Origin of the sequence: Micromonospora sp. NPDC020750, from assembly GCF_044334565.1 — a bacterium.
In the GTDB taxonomy this organism is placed as follows: domain Bacteria; phylum Actinomycetota; class Actinomycetes; order Mycobacteriales; family Micromonosporaceae; genus Micromonospora.
This window is the reverse complement of sequence record NZ_JBIRTH010000001.1, coordinates 154373-177576: the sequence shown is the minus strand read 5'-3', so window position 1 is coordinate 177576 and position 23204 is coordinate 154373. Positions and strand designations below refer to the sequence as shown.

The window sequence follows — 23204 nt, the reverse complement described above, 5'->3', positions numbered from 1 at the left end:
CGCCCGGCTCACACCTGCTCCAGCGCCGTGCGTACCCGATCCGGTGCGACCCCGTACTCGTCGCGCAGAATTCGGGTGACCGACGTGTAGGCGGCGACCAGCGTCGCCACCTGCGGCCCGCGCTTGATGCTCCACAGGTGGCCGAAGTTCGGGGGGGCGGTCATCCAGGTGAGCGTCTGCGGCGACCAGACCGCGCCGAAGACGTTCACCACGGGATGCCCGGCGGTGATCGTGAGGTGCGTGGCGAGCACCTGTTCGGCGACGGTCATGTGCGAGTGGATGTCGCGTCCCGGGGTGGACGGGTTGTCGGCCAGGAAGGACAGCCCGGTGCGGCTGATCCGACGGGCCAGGTCGGGGTCGGCGGCCCGGAACAGCGAGGTGTTGCCGACCAGCGCCAGCGAGTCGGGCAGATCCACCCCGGCCGGGTTGGCGAGTTCGCGCAGCCGGGTGTAGAAGTCGACGTCGCCGCGTTCCAGGTGGGCGAAGAGCGAACCGGGCCCCTGCGGGCGCAGGCCGACGCGCAGGTAGGCATCGGTGTCGACGAGCACCGATTCGGGAAAGCGATCGAGGGCGAGCAGCTTCGGCAACGCGAAGCAGGCGACCCGATCGTAGTGTCGGTCCAGCCCGGCGTCGTCGAGGACCTCCGTCCGGTCGTAGTGGCCGAGCCAGCCGAGTTGATCGAGCCAGTCGATCGTCGGCGGGTCGGCGTACAGGTCGATCGGACCGGCGTGCCGCTGCCAGGACAGGATGCTCAGCAGCCAGGTGGCGCAGGACAACTGCCGGTAGGGGCGCGGATGCCGGCTGGGAATCCGCCAATAGGCGTGCACCCCGCGCAACGGCTCAGCCACCGGCCACCACCCGGGAGACACCGTCCTGATCGCGTACGACGGTCAGGTGCCGGCTGCCCAGGTGCTCGCCGACCGGCCGGTGGCTGACCACCATCAGCGTCTCCACCCGCTGACGGACGGCGTTCAGCAGCCGCAGTTCCATCTCGCGGTCGAGGGAGTTGGTCGCCTCGTCGAGGATCAACAGCGATGGTCGGCGCAGCAGCGCCCGGGCCAACGCGAACCGCTGCACCTCGCCCGCGCTGAAGGTGGCGCCGTTGATCCGCAGCGTCGTGCGCAGCCCCAGCCGCAGCGGGCGCATCACCTCGTCCAGCTCCATCAACGTGAGCATGTTTCGGATTTCCTGGTCGTCCAACTCGGTCGCGCCGGCGCAGAGGCTGTCGCGAATCGTGGTGTGCATGAAGTCGGAGCGGGGCGGCACGTAACAGACCAAAGGCCGCAACTCGTCCGGGTCCCAGTCGCCGGCCGGCACACCGTAGATGACGGCCCGGCCGGCCGGCGCCGGGTCCAGCCCGCTGACGATGTGCGCCATCGTGGACTTGCCGACGCCGCTCACCCCGCCGACGGTGACCGTCTCACCCCGCTCGACACGCAGGTCGAGCCGCAGGTCGAAGCCGTCCCTGGGGCGGCAGACACGCACACCGTCCAGCTCCACCGCCGGCGCGTCCGGCACCGGCCGGGTGTGCGTGCCGGCCGGCATCGCCGGCAGCGTCAGCAGCGTCGCCACGTAACGCAGCTGCCGCTCCAACTGGGCGACGGCCGGCAGGGTCTGCGCGATGGAGATGACCGAGAACAGCACCGTCCCGCCGAGGGTGAGGAATCCGAACAGCTCGCCCGTGCTGACCAGCCCCGTCGTGGCCAGCACCGACCCCACGATGAGAATCACGTACAGGCCGGAGAAGCGCAGGGCCTCACTCGGCCCGTACACCCAGGAGAGCCTGTACTGCAACGCTCGTACCGACTCGTGCAGCAGATCAAGCCGCCGGGCGTGTTCGGCCCTCAGGTGCGAGACGGCCCCGAGACCACGGAAGGTGGTCAGTCCTCGGGTCGTGGTGATCAGGACATCCTGGACCTCACCGTCCAGGCGCAGTTGCTCGTCGTAATGGCGGCTGATCGGCCGTCGGGCGAGCAGCGTCACCCCGATGTGCAGGGCGCCGAGGGCCGCCACCACGCCGGTGAGCGGCAGCGACATCGACGCCATGAATGCCAGCAGGATCACCACGGCGATGGCGTCGGTGAACATCGACAGGGCCAGGGTGGTGCCGGCCTCCCGCACCTCCCGGGCGCTCTGCACCCGGTGCAGGACCCCACCCGAGGTCATCTCGGTCGTCGCCGACGTGCGGGTCAGCCGATCGACGAGGTTACCGAGCATCGCCTGGTCGAACGCCAGCCCGACCGCTGTGAGCTGCCGGTGCCGCAGCCAGAACAGCACACTCAGCGCGACGAAGAAGGTGATGAGGGCGGCGGCCAGGGGGCCGGCGGCCACCCGGCCACCGGCCGCGACCTGGTTCAGGTACGGCAGCAGGACCAGGTTGAGCATGGTCAGGCCGGTGTAGAGCACGAGGCTCATCACGAGCAGCGGCACGACCTGGCGGAAGCTGAGCTCACCGGAACGCACCAGCGGCCACAGCCACGAGGCCCGGGCCGACCGGCGGGCGCGACCGGCCGACGCGACCCGCGCCGCAGGCTGGTCGCCGGCACCTGGCGTGACCGGCTGGGAACCCGGCAGCAGCACCCAGCCGGAGGACCGCTCGCGGTAGCCGCGCTCGTCGAGCCACGCGTGACCGAACGACGGATCGAAGATCCGCACCTGGCGCCGCCGCCGACGTTCGACGGTGATGAAGTGGTCAGCCCGCAGGTGAACGATGGCGCCGGGGGTCAACGCATCGAAGGGGCAGTCCCGCCGGGCGCGGTAGCGAACGCCGCAGACCTCGGCCGAGGTGTCCCGCAGGTCCCGCATGGAGAGCGCCCCACGTACGGCCAACGCGTCCCGCAACGCCGGCTCGGGGAAGTCGTGGCCCAGCAGCTTCAGGCTGGTGACCAGGGCCTGCACCCCGCAGTCGTTGTCCTGCGTCTGCAGGCTGACTGTCATACGGGGACTCCGATCACTCGTGTTCCGGCCACGGCGGACGTGCCGTCGCCCAGGCTCACCCCGCTCCCCCACCACGGCGGGGTACCGGTCTCGGTCTCCGCCAGCGCCAGCGCCACCCCGACCGGTCCGCTGAGCACGGAGAGAACGTACGGCGTGTCGAAGACGTCGGCCACCGCCTGCCCGTCGACCCGGTCGAGGTGGGCCGAGAGCCGGGCCGCCAGCGCGCTCGCCCGATCGGCGCCGACGAGCCCCGCCCAGCACGGCGAGAGCCGGATGGCGAGGCTCAGCCCGGCGAGGCCGTGGCAGAAGGTGACGTCGGCGGTCTCGTCGACGAGCAACCCGTCGAGCCGACGCAGGGACGCCTGGGTGATCGGCGCTCGGACTATCCGCTCCAACACGGCCGGTTCGGCGTCCGGGCCCAGCGCGGCCAGCATTCCTGGCAGGCCGGAGCACAGCGTGACCCCGCTGGCACCCAGGCCACCGGTGTCGAGCACCGCAGGCTCCAGCCGCTCGATGTCACGGACCAGGGCGTCGACCGGGCCGGTCAGCACCTCGTCCCGGCCATACCGGCGACCGAGCATTCGTAGCAGCAGGATGCCACCGCTGCGACCGTGGTAGAGCCCGCTCGACGGCACCCGCAGGATGCCGAGGGCGGTCCGGGTGAGCGCGGGTGCGAGTTCGTCACGCGCCGTCGGGCCCGCCACGTCCCACAGCGTGATCCCGATGCCCCCGGCGCCGTTGATCGGATCCAGCTCGCCGGCATCGACGAAGCGCCGGTACTGGGCGGTCAGCACCTCGGCAGCCGCCGGGCCGGTCGACGCCGGCACATCCAGGTGTCCGGCAGCCGAAGCGAGGCAGCCGTCCACCAGACGATGCAGCAGCCAGGTGATCCGGTGGTCGGAAACGGGCTCACCGCGCAACGCGAGCTGGGTCAGCGACCCGGCCAACGGACGGTGGTCGAGCCGCGACGCGAGCAGAGCCAGGGCCGCCAGCGCATCCACGGTCGCGTTGCCACGTTGGCGGAGATGCCCCATCAGCCGGCGGAGCAGCCGACGCGCGGCGTCGACCTCAGGCATGCCCGGTCCCGCCCCGTGGCACCCGGGCCATCCGGCCCTTCAGCAGCCGCGCCGCTGCCATCACGATCTCCGGCTCGCGGCTCACCGCCTGTCCGAGCGGAAGCCCTCGGTTGATGGTCATGTGGATCATGCTGCTGAGCGCCAGACGGCGGGCGTCCTCGTTCATGTCCACGAGATGGCCGAGCGTCGGGTCAGGCTCGGCGAGTACGAAGTCCAGGGCCCGCTCCAGATCGGGCCGGGCCGAACGGAAGGCCGCCATCCAGTCCCGCTGGGCCAGGGAACTGGGCAACCGCGGATCCAGCCCACGCAGATCGCACAGCAGGTCGAGGGCTCCGTCGTCCCCGCCGAGTTGCCGGCACCAGGCCGCGATCCGGGACACCGCCAGCGCGTACCGGCCCGCCTGGTCCGGGCCGGCGGTGAGCCGCCCCACCCACCAGGCCGAGTCGCCGCAGAAATGACGCAGGGTGTCCGCCCGGCATGCCGGGCCGCCGTACCGATAGTCCTCCGGCACCCAGGCGCGGACCTCGACCTCCCACGGTTGCTGCGGCACCAGTCTGGCCAGGTGGGTGCGCAGATCGGCGAGCAACGTCTCGGTCGCGGCCGAGGAACGCACGCGTACCCGCAGGTGAGGCCGTTCGTCCCGGTACCGGATGTAGAACAGCTCGGCCCGGCGCATGAGCGCCATGACGTCAGCCCTGGCCAGCCACGTCTCCACCGCCCGGTCCGGGGCGTACACGTACCAGCTGGTCCAGTCCGGGTCCGCCACAGGCAGCCGGTCCACGAGCCGGGTCCGCGACAGCGGCCGGCTCACCGTCGACTCCCGGTACGACCAGGGCACCCAGAGGTCGTGCACGTGGCCGCCGAGATCGGACCACACCGGCGTTCTCACCGGCAGCGCCTCGTGCAGCTGGAGCCTGCCCTCGCGGCGCAGCCGCTGGGTGAACCACCGTCGTTGCACGGCGTCGGTGAGGTCGATCCGCATGGTGAGGTCCGCGCCCTCGGTCAGCTCCACCGTGGATCCCAGCCCGACTTCGGTCAGCACGTCGCAGAGCCCGACGGGATCGGCGGCCAACTCGAGCAGGTCGGCCCGGTGCTGGGCGTTCAGCACCAGGCCACGGCGGGCAAGCAGGCAACGACCGGCGGTGATGCGCGGATTCATGCCACCCGGCGACCGCCACTGGCTCGGGTCGGCTGCCGGTATCGTGTCGGCGGCCTCGTCCATGAGCAGCCCGAGCAGCCTGACCGTCCAGGGGTTGAGATCGTGACTCAACGACAGCGGGCTGTCCCAGCGTAGTTCCACGAAGCGCCCGTCGGCGCGGTTGATCAGCTGGAGCCGCCCGTCCACGACGACGACCGCCAGGTCGGTGAGGAGAAGGTCGCCGGGACGGTGCGGCAGGTTGAGGTTGAGTCGGGGCAGATCGCCGACCCGCCGTCGGGCCAGCGGCGCCCGCCGGTCCAGCGGAATCCAGCCGATCTCGACGGCCAGCCGGCCGGCGTCCTCCACCGTGGCGCAGAGATCCGGAACGCGCAGCTGCTCGCCGAACCTTGCCCCCGGCCCGCCCCAGAACCCCGGCATGATCATCTTCAGCCAGGCATCGGCACCGGAGCACGGCTCGGCCAGGAGCGCGCCGCAGGCCATGCCGAACCGGGGTCGGGTCGAGCCCGCGGGATCGGAGACCCCGGCATTGGGTTGCCCCGCCCGCCACTGGTCCAGCGTGACCGCGTCGTTCCACCACTCCACCGCGCTGTTGTCGCGGCGGCCGGGGGGCACGAACAGCCGCCGCGGCGCATCCGGGAGGTCAGGGGTCTCCGAGGGCGTCGGCGGTCGCCGCCAACTGCCCAGCGAGTGGTCCACCGGTGCGGTCAGCAGCCAGGTCAGCGGCACCGCGCCGCCGGAGAACATGCCGCCCACGTACTCCCTGACCCGTTCGAGCCGGTCGGACGGCCACGGCACCCGCATCATCTGGGCGACGCCGTCGACCAGCGCCTCCACCGGACCGCGGTCGAGGCGGGGCCGAACCTCGCTGAACGCGTCCACGAACTGGTCGGGGCGGAAGGGCCGCTCCTCGGCGAGCACCGCCTTCACCGGATCCGCGGGCGAGGCCGCCACGGCGGTCCCCACCAGCATCTCCGGCGCGTGCTCCGGCAACAGCAGGTGCCGGCGTACGCAGAGGTCGAACTGTGCCGTGCCGTCATCGCCGAGGTCGGCGGCCCAGTCGGCAGCGGAGCGCGGTGCGGCGGCACGCTGTTCCCCGAGCAGCTCGGCGAGCCGGCAGATCGCCGGATCGTCCGACAACGACGTCGTACCGCCCCGGTCCGGACGCACGTACGACCAGCGGCCGGCATCGGCGACGAGGGTGGGATTGACGAACCAGTTCCCGGTCGGCCGGGGCAGATCGAGGCGCGCCAGCCGGATCTCGGTCGCGAGGTCGATGTGTGTCGTGGAATCACCGTCGACAAGGTCGGCGAGCATGCTGAAGCCGAACATTCCGAACGGGGTAGGCCGAAATCGGGCCCGGTTGCCGTAGATCGCCATTCGGGTCGGCTGGTCCTGCCAGTCGCGGTCGTCATCCCCGGAGCGCTGGAAGGTGGTGGCGTACTCCACGGCCAGTTCCAGCAGCCGCCGTGACATCTCGCCGACCCGGGGCGACGAGTCGTCGCAGGGCACGGCCGGCAGCACCGGCACCCGGACCAGGCACCAGCCCGGCGTGGACAGCGTCCGTGGGGATGGCGTCATTCCAGCGGCTCCGGTCATCTGTGCGGCCGCATGGCCGCGTGCGGCTTCATGGTGGCGGCGTCCAGACGCGCCTCGGCCAGCCGCTGCTCCACACCGGGGTCCGCCGAGTCGCAGGCCTCGATCAGGGCGAGAACCGCGTCGAGGCAGACGTGGTAGGCGGCGGAGAGGACCGCGCGGTATTCCGCCCGCAGGGCCGGCGCGAACGGCCGCAGCCGCCCGTCCCGGGCCAGCGCGTCGAAGCCGTGCAGCATCCCGGTCAGACCGCGTCGGGCCAGGATGGTACGACTTTCGGCCTCGGCGTAGGCGGCCTGCCAGGGCGATCCCGGCGACAGGCCGGGACCCAGCAGCTCCAGCAGCCGCTCGGCGAGCCCGATCGCCACCCCGGGCATGTTCGCCAGGAACAGCTCCGCATCGGCGTAGATCCCCAGCGGACGAGTCGTCGGGATGGCCGACATCTCGATGACGTCCTCAGGTCGCACCCCCAGGCACCGGGCACTCAGGGTGTGACTCGTCGTGCCGAGCAGGCCCGGGCCCTCCCACGGGTGCTCGATGTGCAGTCGGGCGCGATCGATCAGCACGGTGGTGCGGTTGCCCTGGACCGGCTCGCACCCCATCGCCATGAAGGTGGCCCGGTCCGCGCCGGAGCCGAACCGCCAGCACCCGTCGACCACCAGCTCACCGTCCGGGCCCCGGTCCAGCCGGCCGACCTGGGCGACCACGCCGTAAACCGCGTTGGTTCCGGAGTATGCCCGGGACAGCAGGTCACCGGACGCATACGTCGAGAGGTAGTGCGCGGTGCCGTTGGCAATCATGCAGAGCCACGCCTCACTGGCGTCCTCGGCTGCGGCGCGACGAACGAGATCCAGGCCTGCTACCAGGCTCTGGACCTCGTTCGGACCGTCGCGCAGCCACAGCAGCGTAGCGGCGAGCTGTCGCATCGATCGTTACCTAACTATTGGACGATCAGTACGATCCGCCGCCGCCGCACCGGTTGGTGGTGCTGGTGCAGCCGGTGGTCGGGATGATCGAGGTCCAGTTGATACCACCGGCGATCTCGCCGGCCTCGACGTCGATCCCGGCGAGATCGAGGTCGTCGAGGTCGACGAAGTTCTCCGCGTGGTCCACCATCTGGGCACCCGCCTTGATGTTGTTGGTCATATCCACCTCTCAGTTTCGTGACAGTGAAGTGTGCGGTCGGGGGTCCCACCCGAATCGCACAACATCGATGGCGGCCAAGCATTGCTGACGGCAGTCTGCGCCTTCTATGCGTCCGCTATGCGCCCAGTGACTGCCAGCCTCCGGACGCCAATCCCCTGCTGGTCGCCCGATCGACCTCGCTGACGCAGAGTGACCAGCACTAAAGGGTCTGCGCGCTCCCACACCCGGGGGGACATGGCCGCTCCAGCCATCGACAACCGACGATGGAATCGGGACGTCCGTCCGCTTGTCACTCAGCCGCCACGCCGGTCGACCAGAAGGTCGAGACCGTCGAGGATCCGGTCCAGACCGAACTCGAACGCCTGGTCGTGCCCGCCGTCGGCGGCTGCCGCGGCCATCGTCGCGACCAGCGCGGGAAAGCGGTCGCCGTGGCGGCGCAGCTGCTCGGCGATCTCGGCGGTGAGGTCCGCTTCGGGTTGCCGGCCCACCATGGCCTGCTGGGCGATCGCGCGGACATGGCCGGCGAGCACCCCGATCGCGTCGAGGCGCTCGCTCCCGGTCAGCCCGGTGGACGGCAGGATGCCCGCCGCGCACTCCATCCAGCCCAGCTCATTGGGGCCGACGGCCCGGGGACCGAGGATCGCCTCCACCGTCCAGGGGTGCCGCACGTACGCGTCGAGCAGATGGTGGGCCCACTGTTTCAGGGCGGCCCGCCAGTCGGCCGGGTCGATGGCCGGGGGCACACCGATCGCGCGCTCGACCATGAGCGCCACGAGTTCCCCCTTGCCCGCCACGTACCGGTAGAGGGACATCTTGGTGAACCCGCGGTCGGCGGCCACCCGCTGCATGGTCACCGCCGCGAGGCCTTCCGCGTCGGCGATCGCGATCCCCGCGTCAGCGATGTGCTCAAGGCTCAGGGCGGGTTTGGGTCCTCGGGTCGGTTGCGCCCGGCCTTCCCACAGGAAGTCGCTCGACACCTGGCCTCCACGCGTCTGGTTGTTGTCCACAATCTGTTTCCATGGTACACAGTAACGATAGTGTCCACCGGACACTGTTTCTTGTTGGAGGGCCCGTCATGAGGAATTCGACCGTGCTGATCTCCGGTGCCAGCATTGCGGGGCCGGCGCTGGCGTACTGGCTGGGCCGGTACGGCTTCCGGCCGACCGTCGTCGAGATCGCGCCCGGCCTGCGGGCCGGTGGCAACCGCGTCGACTTCCGCGGCCGGACCCACCTGAGCGTGCTGGAGCGGATGGGCGTACTCGATGACCTGCGCGAGGTGCAGACCGGCGGCACCGCGATGCGCTTCGTCGACGCCGCCGGCCGCAAGCTGATGGAAGTGCCGGCCGACTTCGCCGGCGGCGACATCGAAGTGCCACGCTTCGACCTGTCCCGGGTGCTCCATGAGCGGAGCCGAGACAGCACCGAATACCTGTTCGGTGACAGCATCGCGACCATGACCGACACGTCGCAGGGCGTGCACGTCACCTTCACCAGCGGCACGCGCCGCACCTTCGATCTGGTGATCGGCGCCGACGGGGTGCACTCGGCCGTACGCCGGCTGACCTTCGGGCCGGAGGAGCGCTTCGTCCGGCACCTCGGCTACTACGTGGCGACCTGGGGGCTGCCGAACGAGTTCGGACTCGACCGGCACTCATTGCTGTACAACGCCCCCGGCCGGATGGCCAGCATCGGTGGCGATCACCGCGATCCGTCCAGGGCGGGTGCCTTCGTGGCGTTCGCCGCGCCCCGGATCGACTACGACCGGCACGACTCCGACCAGCAGCGTGGCATCGTCCGCGAGCGGTTCGCCGGGCTGGGCTGGGAGGTGCCACGGCTCCTCGCCGCGCTGGAGGAGGCGACCGACTTCTACTTCGACTCGATCTGCCGGGTGGACATCTCGCCGTGGTCCAGCGGCCGGATCGCCGTGATCGGTGACGCCGCCTGCGGAGCCACGATCGGCGGGATGGGCACCGGCACCGCGGTGGTCGCGGCGTACGTCCTTGCCGGCGAACTGGCCGCCGCCGGCGGCGACCACACCGTCGCGTTCCCGCGCTACGAACGGCTGCTCGCCGACTTCGCCCGGCGCTGCCAGAAGGGCGGCGACACCACAGGCAGGTTTTTCGCGCCGCGTACCGCCGCTGCGGCGCGGGTACGCAACGGACTCCTCAACCGGCCACTCCTCATGACCATGATGCTCAGGACGGCCGAGGACCGCAGCAACAACATCGAGTTGCCGGACTACCCCGAGCCGGCGATCGGCCTGCCGCCATCGTGGAACTGAGCCGACCGATCCGGCCACCCAGCCACTCACCATGTGACGCGTCGGAGAAATCGAAGATGTAGGGCACGGATGCCGCCTGGTAGGTCGGACCGGTTGAAGGGTTGGCGTGCCACCGGGTCCAGGACCAGGAGATCGCGACGACGCCGTGCGTCTTGTCCATGACCGTGGCGTCGGCGGGGATGAGAGCGTGGTCGCTGCCGGTGGGCCAGTAGCCGAAGGTCGGCTCGGTGTGGCGCCCGTCGCGATCCCGCGCCTGGACCTGTTCGACCATGGCGGCGGCTCGCTGCCCGTCGTACGGCCCCGGCCCTGACGTGCACAGGCACGTACGGCTGAACGCGCACCCCGACCCCCCTCCTTGTGACTGATGACCAAAGCGCTAATCTGGTCATCAGTCACAAGGAGGGGTCATGGTTGACCAGCAGCCCACCGATCAGATCGAGCGTGTTGACCGGATCCTCGACGCGGCGAAGGAGCTGCTGCTGCGATGGGGATACCGTCGGGCGACCATCGACGAGATCGCCCGACGCGCCGGTGTCGGCAAGGGCACCGTCTATCTGCACTGGCGCAGCCGCGAGCAGCTGTTTTTCGCTGTCGGCGCCCGGGAGGCAGTCGCGATGCTCGGCGAGGTGGTGACCGCGATGCGCCACGACCCGCAGGAGATCGCGCTGCACCGGTACATGCGCCGGTTCTTCCTGGAGGCGATGTCACGGCCGGTGCTGCGTGCGATCTTCACCCGGGACGCCGAGGTGCTGGACCGTTTTCTGTCCAGCCCGGCCCGCCGACCGCTGCAGAGCGCCAAGTTGCTGGCCTCCCGCGAATACCTCGGCGTGCTCGCCGACGACGGCCTGCTGCGTGCCGGGCTGCGCCCGGAGGATCTGGACTACACCCTGCCCGCAGTCATGTTCGGCTTCTTCGGCGTCGACCCGCTTCTTTCTCCTGAGGTTGCACTGGCCCTCGCGGACAAGGCCGACCAACTGGCCGACACCCTGCGCCACGCGTTCGAACCGGCGAAGCCGCCACCGCCGGCGCGGTTCGCCACCGCCGCACCAAGGGTCATCGCCGTCTTCGACCGGCACGTCGACGACTACCGCCGCGCCACCTACGGCGCAGCAACCGAAAGAAGGTGACGAGCATGGGTAAGGACATCAGCGGCCTGCACCACGTGGGCCTCGTCGTGCGAGACATGACTGCGGCGATCGAGACCTGCCGGCGGCTTGGCTTCACCCTGCCACCGCCGGCCTATCCAACCTTGCCCACCGCTCCCGGAGCACTCTCCCGTCCGGTCGGCGCGGCGAACACCCACATCTATCTGCGTCGCAACTTCGTCGAGATCGTGGCCGTCGTCGACGATGGGCAGCCGGTCCCCGGCGACGCCCACCTGATCCCGCTCGACGTTCCAGACGACAAACTGCCTGGGCTCCTGGCCGCCGTTCGTGGCACCGCCGCCAACCTCGCCGCCTTCCTGGACCGGTTCCAAGGCATGCACATCCTCGTCGTCGACTCCGCGGACCTCGACTCCGCCGCCGCGCGGCTGGACGCCGCAGACGCCGGCCACGGCGGCGTACACGCGGTGCAGCGCCCGATCGAAACCGCTGACGGCACCCGGATGCTCCCGACCCGCTACCTGGAGATCAACAGCGACGAGACGGACGCGCCACGCGGCCGGCTGCCCGAGGGCAGGGTCGGCATCGCCGAGAACACCGCCGTCGAGGGGCAGCAGCACCCGAAACACGCCAACGGCGCCGTCGACCTGATCGGATGCCTACTGTGCGTACCCGACGACGCCCTACCCGACGTCGAGCGCCGCTACGAGACGTACCTCGGCCGCGCCGCCCACCGCAACGGCTCCACCCGAACCTTCGACCTCGGCGACGCCTCAGTGATCGTCGTCGCCGAGTCCGCGCTGCCCGACGTCCTGCCCGGCGAGCGCCCGCCGGCCCTGCCCGCTTTCGTGGGGTACACGGTCGCGGTACACGACATTTCCCAGACCGAGCATCATCTACGGACCGCAGGGGTGCCATACCGCACGCCCCGACCGGACGAGATCGTCGTACCGGCCAGCGAAGCCCTCGGCGTCGCGATCATCTTCCGTCCCGCCATCGACTGACATCCGAACCCCCGCAGACGAGGCCATGACGCGGAAGCGAGATCGCCGACATCTGCTGGGGATTCGCCTGTCGCGGTCGGCTCAGAAGTCGTCGTCGAAGGCGACGGCGCCGGTCACCCCGACCTGGTACGCCGACACCCGCCGTTCGAAGAAGTTGGACAGCTCCTGCACGTCCTGCAACTCCATGAACGCGAACGGGTTGGTCGACCCGTAGTGGACGGGCATGCCGAGTTGCGCGAGCCGCCGATCGGCGACGTGCTGGAGGTACTGGCGCATGTCGGCCAGGGACATCCCGGACACGCCGTGGCCGAGCAGGTCCTCGGCGAACTGGACCTCGCACTCGACGGCCTCGGTGAGCATCAGGCGTACCTGGTCTGCGAGGTCGTCGTCGAACAGGTCCGGTTCCTCGTGGCGGACGGTGTCGACCACGTCGAAGGCGAAGGCCATGTGCATGGACTCGTCGCGGAACACCCAGTTGGTGCCGGATGCCAGGCCGTGCAGCAGTCCCCGGGAGCGCAGGAAGTAGACGTAGGCGAAGGCCCCGTAGAAGAACAGCCCCTCGATGCAGGCGGCGAAGCAGATCAGGTTGAGCAGGAACACCCGCCGGTCCTGCTTCGAGCGCAGCTCCCGCAGGTCCTGGAGGGAGTCGATCCAGCGGAAGCAGAATTCGGCCTTACGCCGGATCGAGGGGATGTTCTCGATGGCGTCGAACGCGGCGAACCGCTCGGCCTCGTCGGGCACGTACGTGTCGAGGAGGTTCAGGTAGAACTGGACGTGCACGGCCTCCTCGAACAGTTGCCGCGACAGGTAGAGCCGGCCCTCCGGCGAGTTCACGTGCTGGTAGAGGTTCAGCACCAGGTTGTTGGCGACGATGGTGTCGCCGGTGGCGAAGAACGCGACGAGGCGGCTCACCAGGTGCCGCTCCGCCGGGGAGAGCCGGTCGAGGTCGGCGAGGTCGGCGTGCAGGTCGACCTCCTCCACGGTCCAGGTGTTGCGGATGGCGTCGCGGAACCGGTCGAAGAAGTGCGGGTAGCGCATCGGACGGAGGGTGAGGTCCATCCCCGGGTCGAGCAGCATGTGTGTGGTCCTCGGGTCGGTGGCGGTGGCGTCGGTCGGGGCGGTCACTGGCAGGCTTCGCACGACTCGGGGTTCTCCAGGGAGCAGGCCACCGCCTCGTCGACGGTCACCGCCGCCGCGACGACACCGACGGCGCTGACGGCATTGACCGGGCCGGCGGGGCTGACCGGGCCGGCGGGTGCGACCGTGGCCTGCTGGATCCGGGTGGCGGGGCGGGACCGCAGGTAGTAGGTGCTCTTCAACCCGGCCTTCCAGGCGTACAGGTACATCGAGGAGAGCTTGCCGATCGTCGGAGCGGCGAGGAACAGGTTCAGCGACTGTGACTGGTCGATGAACGGGGCGCGGGCGGCGGCCAGGTCGATCAGCGCCCGCTGCGGCAACTCCCAGGCCGTACGGAACAGCTGCCGGACCTCCGCCGGCAGTTCCGTGATGCCCTGCACCGATCCCTCGGCGCGCTTGATCGCCGAGCGGACCTGGTCGGTCCACAGGCCGCGGGCCTTCAGTTCGCGTACGAGAGCGGTGTTGACCTGGAGGAACTCCCCGGACAGGGTCTCGCGCTTGAACAGGTTGGACACCTGCGGCTCGATGCACTCGTAGCAGCCGGCGATGGAGGCGATGGTGGCGGTCGGGGCGATCGCCACCAGCAGCGAGTTGCGCAGGCCGTGCGCGGCGACGCGCTCCCGCAGCGCCCCCCAGCGCTGCGCCTGGCTGCCCGTCACGCCCCACAGGTCCGGCTGGAGCTGGCCGCGTGCCGCCCGGGTCTCGGCGAAGGCCGGGTGGGCGCCGAAGCGTTCCGCCAGGTCGGCCGACGTCTCCAGGGCGGTCAGGTACAGCTCCTCGCTGATCCGGGTGGACAGCTCCCGGGCTTCCGGGGAGTCGAACGGCAGCCGCAGGGCGAAGAACACGTCCTGCAGGCCCATCAGGCCGAGGCCGACCGGCCGCCAGCGGGGGTTGCTCGCCGCGGCCTGCGGGGTCGGGTAGTAGTTGATGTCGATGACCCGGTCGAGGAACGTTACGGCGGTGCGGACGGTGGCGCGCAGCCGTTCCCAGTCGATGCCGCCGTCGGTGAGGTGGGCGGCGAGGTTTACCGAGCCGAGGTTGCACACGGCGGTCTCGGCGTCGCTGGACACCTCGATGATCTCGGTGCACAGGTTGGACAGGTGCACCACGTTGCCCGGCTCGGCGGTCTGGTTGCACAGCCGGTTCGCGGCGTCCTTGAACGTCATCCACCCGTTGCCGGTCTGCGCGAGGGTCCGCATCATCCGCCCGTACAGCTCCCGCGCCGGCACCTGCCGCACGTACCGGCCCTGCGCCTCGGCCGCCCGGTACGCCGCGTCGAACTCGTCCCCCCACAGGTCCGGCAGTTCCGGCACCACGTCCGGGTCGAACAGCGACCACATCCCGTCGGCCTCCACCCGGCGCATGAACTCGTCCGGGACCCAGTTGGCCAGGTTCAGGTTGTGGGTGCGCCGGGCGTCCTCACCGGTGTTGTCCCGCAGTTGCAGGAACTCCTCGATGTCCGGATGCCACGGCTCCAGGTAGACGCAGGCCGCGCCCTTGCGCCGGCCGCCCTGGTTGACCGCCGCCACCGAGGCGTCCAGCGTCCGCAGCCACGGCACGATCCCGTTGGACTGCCCGTTGGTGCCCCGGATCAGCGCACCCCGCGACCGGACCCGGGAGAACGCGATGCCGATGCCGCCGGCGAACTTCGACAGGTTCGCCACCTGCGCGTACCGCTGGTAGATCGAGTCCAGTTCGTCGCGCGGGGAGTCGACCAGGTAGCAGGAGGACATCTGGGTGTGCCGGGTGCCGGAGTTGAACAACGTCGGCGAACTCGGCAGGTACGCCAGGCTCGACATCAACCGGTAGAACTCGATCACCTCGTCCGGGGCGTGGGACAGGCCGCACGCCACCCGCAGCAACCAGTACTGCGGGGTCTCCACCACCAGCCGGCTCGTCGGGTGCCGCAGCAGGTACCGGTCGTGGACCGTGCGCAGCCCGAAGTACTCGAACCGCAGGTCACCGTGGGGGTCGACGGCGTCATCGAGCTGGGTGGCGTTGGCGGCGACGAACGCGGCGGTGCCGTCGCCGATGAGGCCCTCGACGTGTCCCCGTCGGATCGCCTCGCTGAACGACCCGATGCCCTGCCTGCGGACCTCCTTGTCGATGTAGCCGCCCAGCAGGCGGGCGGCCAGCCGCGAGTACTGCGGCTCCTCACCGATCATCTCGGCTGCGGTCTGGATGGACAGCCGGTCCAGCTCGGCGGTCGTCGCGCCGTCGTACAGGCCGCTGATCGTCCGTGTCGCCACCCGCAACGGGTCGACGTCGGCGAGGCCGACCGTCCACCGCTCGACCGCTCCGACGATCCTGTTGACATCGACCGATTCGGTGCCGCCGTCGCGCTTACGCACGCGCATCTGCGTCCGCCGCGGGCCCGGTAGGGCTGCCTCGTCGGCCACCATGCCATCGGCCGGGACAACCTCGGTGACTGCCACCACTCACTCCTCGCGGGCTCGGGACCTGATGGCCTTCGGACGCGTGGAGACAGACACCGGCGGACGTCACGCCGGCGGGGCGCGGGTCAGGTGGCGTCGGCCGTCCCACGCGGCCTCGGACCGCCGCCCACCCCGGTATGGGTGCGCGGCGCGCTGGCAGGTCTTCGGACTCGCGGGCGCGACCGGGCTCGCCGGTCTTCTACTGGCCGTCGCTTCCCAGGCCGCTGGCGGCCCAGTGCTGATGACGGCGGTCGTTCCCACTCACCGCTGCGGGGCAGTCCCGGATTTCCACCGGGTTCCCTCTTGCCTCGACCGCCCCGGATGAGCGGCCGAACCAGCTACGGTCGACACCATATATAGGGACTACGGCGTTGTCACACCCCACATGTCGAGTCCGGGCGTGTCGGCGGCCACGGCGGTGAAGCCTCGTCGATTCCTTCGCCGCACCGATCCGATCCGATTGGCGGAGCGGGTCTGGAGCCAAGGGCGGCGGGCCCGGCCGGTAGGGCCGGAACGGATGTCGATCGGTCGGGTTTCCGACGAGCCTCAGTGCACATTGGACCGTGACCTCCTACGGTGACTTCCGGCACGCCAGGGGATGGACGTCGCCGGGAATCGACCCGGCGACGCGATTCAGGCGTTTTACAGGGGGTTGTCTCGATGCACGTTCGGAGCCGCGCCATCGCGGGTCTGGTCGCCGGGGCTGTGCTGTTGACAGGCCAACCGGCGGCCGCGGGCACTGTGCAGGGCAGTGCCGCCGACGAGGTCGCGAGCGCCAGCGCTCGCGCCGCCACGAGAACGATCGGCGGCGATGCGACGCGCACGGCCGTCCGCACGGCCGCGGCACTGTCGGTGCCGGGACACACCGGGCTGGTTCCCAGCACGCCGCGCAATGACGTACCGCGGATCACCGACGGCGAGATCACCGACATCGAGGTGATCGGCAACCGGGTCTTCATCGCCGGCTCCTTCACCGCGATCGCCAACGTCGGGGGGACGCCGGTGGCGCAGCCGTCGCTGGCTTCCTACAACATCGACACGGGCCTGGTCGACACCGGCTTCCAGCCGACGTTCGACGGATCCGTCGAGGCCGTCGAGGCCTCGCCGGACGGCTCGTCGCTCTATGTCGCCGGCTCGTTCAACACGGTCGGTGGCCTGACGAAGCGCAAGATCGTACGGCTCGACCCGGTCACCGGCGCTCCGATCGCGGCGTTCACCGCGCAGGGGAACGGGCGCGCGACCGCTCTGGCCGTGAGCAGCACCGCGGTGTACGTGGGCGGCCAGTTCACGAAGGTGAACAGCGTGAACCGCACCGGGCTGGTCGCGCTCAACCCGACGACGGGGGCGGTCGACAGCGGATTCAACCTGCCCCTGTCCGGCGGCATCGGCGTCGGCGGCATGCTCACCGTGCAGCAGCTCAAGCTGACGCACAACGGCAGCAGGCTGCTGGTCGTGCACACCGGTCGCCAGATCGCCGGCCAGGACCGCTACGGCGTCGGTCTCGTCGACACCGCCACCAAGGCCCTCCTGCCGTGGCGCACCCGCCTGTGGGAGGACAACCTCTCCTTCGTCGGCGGCATCCAGCGGGTCTTCGCCGGTGACGTCGCGCCGGACGACTCCTACTTCGTCGTCACCAGCGGTTCGGGAGGCGACCGCCCGCCGATCAACGACACGGCGATCGCGTTCCCGGTGACCGGCGCCGACCACGTCGCGCCGATCTGGGTGTCGCGTCACTTCGACAGCATCTACTCGGTCGCCATCACCGAGACGGCCGTGTACGTCGGCGGCCACTTCAGTTGGCAGGAATCGCCGACCTCCAACGTCCCGTGGCCCGGCCTGGACAACGTCGGGTACGGCACGGGCCAGGGCCTGAGCGGCTACGGTCTCGGCGACCAGGTGGTCCGCCGTGACCACCTCGGCGCGCTCGACCCGGCCACGGGCACGGCGATCGAGTGGAACCCGGGTTCCAGCTCGTACGAGGGGGAGAAGGCGATGCTGGCCACCCCGCGCGGCCTCTTCGTCGGTGGCGACGGCAACACCAAGGGCGGCCTGCCGGCGGGGCGGGTCGGGTTCTTCGACCTCACCCAGGCACCCGCGCCCTCGCCGGTCGACACGACGATCGTCACCCCCATCGAGGGGACGGTCAAGCAGGCCAACGCGCCGTTCGCGCTCGGCGGGCAGGCGACCGCTCCGGCCGGCGTCACCAAGGTCGGGATCGAGATCCAGAACCGGGGTTCCAAGAAGTACCTGCAGGACGACCTCACGACGTGGGGCGCCGCCAACAGCATCAACGCGACAGTCGCAGCGGTGAACACCGCCTCGACCTCGTGGTCCCTCACCGTGTCGCTGCCCGTCGGCGAATACCAGGTCCAGGCGAAGACGTTCGGTAACAACGGCCAGAGCGATGCCTCGAAGGCCGTCAAGAAGATCGAGACCTTCAGCTTCGACGACCTGCCGCCGACCACGAAGATCACCTCGCCGCCCGCCGGCCTGGTCGCCGCCCAGAGCTTCGTCGCGACCGGCACCGCCAGCGACGACAAGGGCGTCAGCGCGATGACGTACTCGTTCCGCAGGTCGGACAACCAGTACCTTCAGGACGACGGGACGGCCGCACCGGTCTACAACACCTTCCGGGGCGAGCCGGACGTCATCGGCGCGTTGTCGACCACCTGGCAGGTCGAGGTGGCCCTCCCCACCGAGGGCGAGTGGAAGATGACGGCCACCGCCATCGACAACGCCGGTCAGGGTGACCTGCGCGGCGACACCCGGGACTGGATCATCTCGGCGACCGGCGTCGCGCCGTCGGTGGCCGTCAGCACCCCCACGCCGATGACGCCGCCCACCGCCGCCGCGCCGGTCACCGTCGCGCCGGGCGGCTCGATCACGTTCTCGGGGACCGCCAGCGACGACGGCACCCTGAAGTCGGTCGAGATCTACCTGCGCAACAACACCACGCGCGAGGCGTTGGCGGCCGACGGCACGTGGGGCGCCGACTCGATCGCGGCGTACCACCGGGTCTCACCGATCAACCTGAACGCCCCGTCGTACAACTGGTCCTACACCACCGTGCCGCTCACGCCCGGCGTGTACGACTTCCGGGTGCGGGCCACCGACAACCTGGGCCTGAGCACGGCGACCGCCAACCTGGGCCGGCTCACCGTCACCGCCCAGGTGCCCGGTGACGCCTTCCCGAACGGCCTGTTGAACTTCACCGGCGTCGACCAGAATGTCGACCAGTTGCACCTCAACCTGGCCGGCAGCGCGACCGACAACAACGGCGTGCAGAGCGTGCGGGTGGCGCTGCGCGACCTCGACACCGGCCGGTACGTGCAGCCGAACGGCACCATGGCGGCGAACTTCGCCACGGTGAACGCCACCCTCGCCTCGCCCGGCGCGACGAGCACCACGTTCGCCCTGTCGATCGACCTGCCGACCAAGGGCGAGTACAGCGTCGAGGCGTGGGCCGTCGACACGGCGGGCCAGCAGGACGGTTCGACCTCCGGCGCCACCGCTCGGTACCTCGTGTATCCGGGCGATCTCGACCCACGGCTGGAGCCGAGCCTCACCCCGCAGGACGGCGAGGTCTACACGGACTCGAGGATCGTGGTCACCGGACGTGCCGTGGACGATGTCGGGATGCTTCGGGTGGACGTCCAGATCGTCAACGGCGCCGGCCAGGGGATGAACGCCTCCGGCGTGTTCAGCACGCCGTCCGTCCCGGGCAACTTCCCGTGGATCTCGGTCTTCCTCACCAGCCCGGGATCCCCGGGGTCGAACTTCGCGTACACGTCACCGGTGATCCCGGCGGGTGCCTACACCGTCTCGGTCAGGGGAACCGACAACTACGGTCAGCTGCAACAGCCGCCGAAGACCGTCCCCGTGACCGTCAGCTGAGTCGATCGGCCGCAGACCGATCTGCTTCGGGAAGGGCTCCTGCCCCCACAGCAGATCGGTCTGCGGCCCCGTACCGTCGACGCGCTCCAGGTCGGGCCGCCACGGCCGGGCCGGCTGTCGTCGTCAGATCTTGATACACACGGAAACAATAATTATCAACCCACGACAAAAAGACCTCCATCAATCGATAGATGCATTTCCACCAATCGCCATCAGGTCAACCTCGCAGTACGATCCCGAAAACCGACCAGACCATTCCATCGGCGTCACGAGCGCGATGGAACGGCCGGAGCAGAGGGATGGCGCAAAGATGAGACTCCGCCACAGGACGATCTTCACCCGCACCCGTCGACCCGGGCTGGCCGCCATGGCCGTCCTCACCACCACCACCCTGGCCGCCACCATGCTCGCCGGTCCGGCGTCCTCGGCACCCGCTGCGGAGCCGACGCCAGGTGCGATCGGCGAGATCCTGGGCGTCGGCAGTGCGACGGCGGTTCCCGGCAGCTACATCGTGACGCTCAAGGAGAGCGCGGTCGGCGGCCGGTCCACGGCTTCCAGCGTGGTCAGCGGCCTGGCCGGCCGGTACGGCGTGTACCCGGACCAGGTCTGGGCCGACGCCCTGAACGGCTTCTCCATGCGGGCGTCGGAGGCGGTCGCCCGCCGGCTGGCCGCCGACCCGGCGGTCGCCCACGTGGAGCAGGACCGGTTGACCACGTTGGCCACCACGCAACTGAACGCGCCCTGGAACCTGGACCGGATCGACGCACCGCTGGGGCTCAGCGGCACCTACAGCTACGTCAGCCAGGGCACCGGAGTCAAGGCGTACATCGTCGACTCCGGGATCTACATCGGGCACCAGGACTTCGGCGGTCAGGCGATCTACGGCGTTGACACGGTCGACGGCATGTTGCCGGCGGACGACTGCAGCGGGCATGGCACCCATACCGCCGGCACCGTCGGCGGGACGACGCACGGGGTGGCCAAGAACGTCGTGCTGGTCGCGGTCAAGGTGTTCGACTGCGCCCTGCCCAGCACCCTGTCGATCCTGATCAGCGGCATCAACTGGATGATCGGCGACCACCTGGCAGGGCAGCCCGCCGTCGCGAACGTCGGGGTCCAGTCCACCCCCAGCGCCGCGCTCAACAACGCGGTGGCCGCCGCCGTCGCCGACGGCATCACCGTGACGGTCCCCGCCGGCAACTCGAACGCCAACGCCTGCAACTTCTCACCCGCGTCGGCGCCGACCGTGCTGACCGTGGCCGCGACGCAGTCGAACGACAGCCGGGCCAGCTTCTCCAACTACGGCTCCTGCGTGGACATCTTCGCCCCCGGCGTGGGCATCAAGTCCGCCTGGATCGGCTCGCCCTCGGCGGTACAGACGTTGGCCGGCACCTCACACGCCGCACCGCACGTGGCCGGGGCGGCGGCCCGGGTACTCACCAACTACCCGACGTGGACGCCGGCCCAGGTGGCGAGCTACCTGTTCGGCGTCGCCAACGTAGCGGTGGGCAACCCGGGCGCCGGTTCGCCCAACCGGCTCCTCTACCTGTCTCCGACGTTCTGATCCGTCATCGCGAGCCGAAGTAGGCCTGCTGCATCTGCGGGCTCGCCAGGCATTCCCGGGGATCGCCGTCGAAGGCGACCCGACCCCGGTCGAGCAGCAGCACCCGGTCGACCAGTCGGGCGACCAGGTCCATGTCGTGGTCGACCAGGATCACCGCGTGGCCCCGCCGCTTGGCTTTCCGGATCACCCCGGCGATACCGGCCACGCCCTGTGCGTCGGAGCCGGCGAAGGGCTCGTCGAGCAGCAGCACCACCGGGTCCCGACCCAGTGCCCGACCGACCTCGACGAGCCGTTGCTCGCCCAGGGTCAGGTCGCCCGTCCGGCGATCGAGGCCCTCGATGCCCAGTTCATGCGCCAACTGGCGGACGCCCTCGCGGTCGGCCGCCCGGTCCGGCCGCACCGCACCGGTGAACGCGCCGGCGATCGTCCGCCACGGCGTGCTGTGCCGTTGCGCCTGCCGACCGAGCAGCAGGTTGTCCCGGACGGTCAGGTGCAGCGCCAGTTGCGGGTGCTGGAAGGTGCGGCCGAGCCCGGCCCGGGCCCGGCGGGAGGCCGGTCCGGTGAGCCGCTGCCCACGCAGCAGCAGCTCACCGGCGGTGGCCGCCTGCGCACCGGAGATCAGGTCCACCAGCGTCGTCTTGCCGGCGGAGTTCGGCCCGACCAGCCCGAGGACCTCCCCGGCCCCCAGCTCGAACGACACGTCCGCCAACGCGGTCACCCCGCCGTACCGCTTGGTCAGGCCGCGACCGACCAGCAGCTTCGTCTCATCCACCCGTACACCTGCTCCCTGGCAGCGCCAGCGCGCGCCGCCTCCACCTGTCGGCGTATCCGATCACACCCTTCGGCGCGACCAGCATGATCACCAGGCTGAAGGCAACGAGCAGGACCCGGGGTACCGCGGTCACGGACCAGCGGGCGCCCGTCCCAGGGCCCGCGCCGCGTTGTCGGTGGCCACCTGCTGGGCGTAGTCCCCGCCCCGGTGGGTCACCGTGGCGGCCGGGTCGGCGGTGCCCATCGGGAACGGCCAGTCGCTGCCGAGCACCAGCCGGTCCGCGCCGAAGACCGACACCGCCAGGTCGACCACCGCCGGGTCGTGGGCCAGGTTGTCGACGTAGAGGGTGCGCACCGCCTCGGCCGGGGTGGGTGACAGCACCGGTACGCCCGGCCGGGTGGTGGTGTGCCCGCGCTCCCAGCGCCCGACCACCGTCGGCACGCAACCGCCGCAGTGCACCAGCACGAACCGGATCCCCGGGTGCCCGCCGAGCACCCCACCGAAGACGAGCTGGGCCACCGCCACCGTCGTCTCGACCGGGTTTCCCAGCAGGTTGGCCAGGTAGTAGGGCTCCAGGCGGGGATCCGCCGAGTGCGCGGGGTGCAGTTGCAGGGTGCGCCGGTCCGCGTCGAGACGCTGCCACAGCGGGCGCAGCGCCGGGCCGTCCAGCGGTCCGGCGCCGCCACCGGCGGCGCCGACCACCCCGGCCCAGCGGTCGTCGGCGGCGATCCGGTCGTACTCGGCGAGCGCCACCTCGGGGTGTTCGAACGGCAGGTACGCCAGCGGGGTGAGGCGGGGCCGGTCGGCGACCACGGCGAGCAGGCCGTCGTTGACCGCGCGGACCCACGCCGCCGCCTCCGGCCCCGACAACCGCTGGCGGTAGAAGGGCGGAGGCACGCTGACGATCGCCTCGTCCAGCCCGGCCCGGTCCAGGTGGTCTTCGAGCCGGTCCGGGTGGTACAGGTCGGTCGGGCCGACCCGCTTGCCGTCGAGAAGGGCCGCGCCGTCACCGTCGACCGCGACCCCGGGAAGGTCGGCGGGGCGCAGGTCGGGGGCGAGGTGGGCGTGCATGTCGATGCCGGACACTGGGCTTCCTTAACGGTTGG

The 23204-nt window shown here is 70.6% G+C and carries 16 protein-coding genes and 1 riboswitch; of the genes, 5 read left to right on the top strand and 11 right to left on the bottom strand.

Features of this window, described 5'->3' with window-relative positions; all coding sequences use genetic code 11:
• Positions 1 to 8: 8 nt before the first annotated feature.
• The 7 genes from ACH4T9_RS00850 to ACH4T9_RS00820 form a co-directional block, all read right to left on the bottom strand.
• A complete protein-coding gene (locus ACH4T9_RS00850) occupies positions 9 to 848 on the bottom strand; it encodes a hypothetical protein (protein ID WP_396669143.1) in 840 nt (279 codons plus the stop codon).
• Entirely contained in the window at positions 841 to 2937 is a 2097-nt protein-coding gene (locus ACH4T9_RS00845; protein WP_396669142.1) for an ATP-binding cassette domain-containing protein, read from the bottom strand. The genes ACH4T9_RS00850 and ACH4T9_RS00845 overlap by 8 nt, the downstream gene beginning before the upstream one ends.
• On the bottom strand, positions 2934 to 4013 hold the full coding sequence (locus ACH4T9_RS00840; RefSeq protein WP_396669141.1) for a hypothetical protein: 1080 nt from the start codon (positions 4011 to 4013) through the stop codon (positions 2934 to 2936). The genes ACH4T9_RS00845 and ACH4T9_RS00840 overlap by 4 nt, the downstream gene beginning before the upstream one ends.
• Positions 4006 to 6750: a thiopeptide-type bacteriocin biosynthesis protein gene (locus ACH4T9_RS00835; protein ID WP_396669140.1), complete on the bottom strand. Its 2745-nt coding sequence runs from the start codon at positions 6748 to 6750 to the stop codon at positions 4006 to 4008. The genes ACH4T9_RS00840 and ACH4T9_RS00835 overlap by 8 nt, the downstream gene beginning before the upstream one ends.
• Before the next feature lie 14 nt (positions 6751 to 6764).
• Positions 6765 to 7688: a hypothetical protein gene (locus tag ACH4T9_RS00830; RefSeq protein WP_396669139.1), complete on the bottom strand. Its 924-nt coding sequence runs from the start codon at positions 7686 to 7688 to the stop codon at positions 6765 to 6767.
• Between the two features lie 25 nt (positions 7689 to 7713).
• Positions 7714 to 7908, bottom strand: coding sequence for a hypothetical protein (locus tag ACH4T9_RS00825; RefSeq protein ID WP_350883965.1), 195 nt, complete (start codon positions 7906 to 7908; stop codon positions 7714 to 7716).
• A 293-nt stretch (positions 7909 to 8201) separates the two neighbouring features.
• The gene (locus ACH4T9_RS00820) at positions 8202 to 8885 is read right to left on the bottom strand and encodes a TetR/AcrR family transcriptional regulator (RefSeq protein WP_396669138.1); all 684 of its coding nucleotides are present in this window, start codon (positions 8883 to 8885) and stop codon (positions 8202 to 8204) included.
• A gap of 98 nt (positions 8886 to 8983) precedes the next feature.
• Here ACH4T9_RS00820 and ACH4T9_RS00815 point away from each other — a divergent pair, with 98 nt between their 5' ends.
• From ACH4T9_RS00815 to ACH4T9_RS00805, 3 genes are all read left to right on the top strand, one after another.
• Entirely contained in the window at positions 8984 to 10189 is a 1206-nt protein-coding gene (locus tag ACH4T9_RS00815) for an FAD-dependent monooxygenase (RefSeq protein ID WP_396669137.1), read from the top strand.
• Between the two features lie 407 nt (positions 10190 to 10596).
• Positions 10597 to 11316: a TetR/AcrR family transcriptional regulator gene (locus ACH4T9_RS00810; RefSeq protein ID WP_396669136.1), complete on the top strand. Its 720-nt coding sequence runs from the start codon at positions 10597 to 10599 to the stop codon at positions 11314 to 11316.
• Positions 11317 to 11321: 5 nt separating this feature from the next.
• Entirely contained in the window at positions 11322 to 12296 is a 975-nt protein-coding gene (locus ACH4T9_RS00805; RefSeq protein ID WP_396669135.1) for a VOC family protein, read from the top strand.
• Positions 12297 to 12377: 81 nt separating this feature from the next.
• Here the strand turns inward: ACH4T9_RS00805 and ACH4T9_RS00800 are convergent, their stop codons facing one another.
• Complete coding sequence (locus tag ACH4T9_RS00800) at positions 12378 to 13373, bottom strand: ribonucleotide-diphosphate reductase subunit beta (RefSeq protein WP_396669864.1); 996 nt, start codon at positions 13371 to 13373, stop codon at positions 12378 to 12380.
• 44 nt (positions 13374 to 13417) lie between these two features.
• Positions 13418 to 15835: a ribonucleoside-diphosphate reductase subunit alpha gene (locus tag ACH4T9_RS00795; RefSeq protein ID WP_396669863.1), complete on the bottom strand. Its 2418-nt coding sequence runs from the start codon at positions 15833 to 15835 to the stop codon at positions 13418 to 13420.
• Positions 15836 to 16005: 170 nt separating this feature from the next.
• Positions 16006 to 16222, bottom strand: a riboswitch (cobalamin riboswitch).
• Positions 16223 to 16444: 222 nt separating this feature from the next.
• On the opposite strand from ACH4T9_RS00795, the gene ACH4T9_RS00790 reads away from it, so the two are divergent.
• Together ACH4T9_RS00790 and ACH4T9_RS00785 are read left to right on the top strand one after the other, a co-directional pair.
• Positions 16445 to 19762, top strand: a complete 3318-nt coding sequence (locus ACH4T9_RS00790) for a hypothetical protein (protein WP_396669134.1) — start codon at positions 16445 to 16447, stop codon at positions 19760 to 19762.
• 310 nt (positions 19763 to 20072) lie between these two features.
• Positions 20073 to 21326 carry a S8 family serine peptidase gene (locus tag ACH4T9_RS00785; protein ID WP_396669133.1) on the top strand — a complete coding sequence of 418 codons (1254 nt, stop codon included), beginning with the start codon at positions 20073 to 20075 and terminating at the stop codon, positions 21324 to 21326.
• A gap of 4 nt (positions 21327 to 21330) precedes the next feature.
• Here ACH4T9_RS00785 and ACH4T9_RS00780 read toward each other — a convergent pair whose 3' ends face one another.
• A complete protein-coding gene (locus ACH4T9_RS00780) occupies positions 21331 to 22098 on the bottom strand; it encodes an ABC transporter ATP-binding protein (RefSeq protein ID WP_396669132.1) in 768 nt (255 codons plus the stop codon).
• 129 nt (positions 22099 to 22227) lie between these two features.
• Positions 22228 to 23184: an amidohydrolase family protein gene (locus ACH4T9_RS00775; protein WP_396669131.1), complete on the bottom strand. Its 957-nt coding sequence runs from the start codon at positions 23182 to 23184 to the stop codon at positions 22228 to 22230.
• Positions 23185 to 23204: the final 20 nt, after the last annotated feature.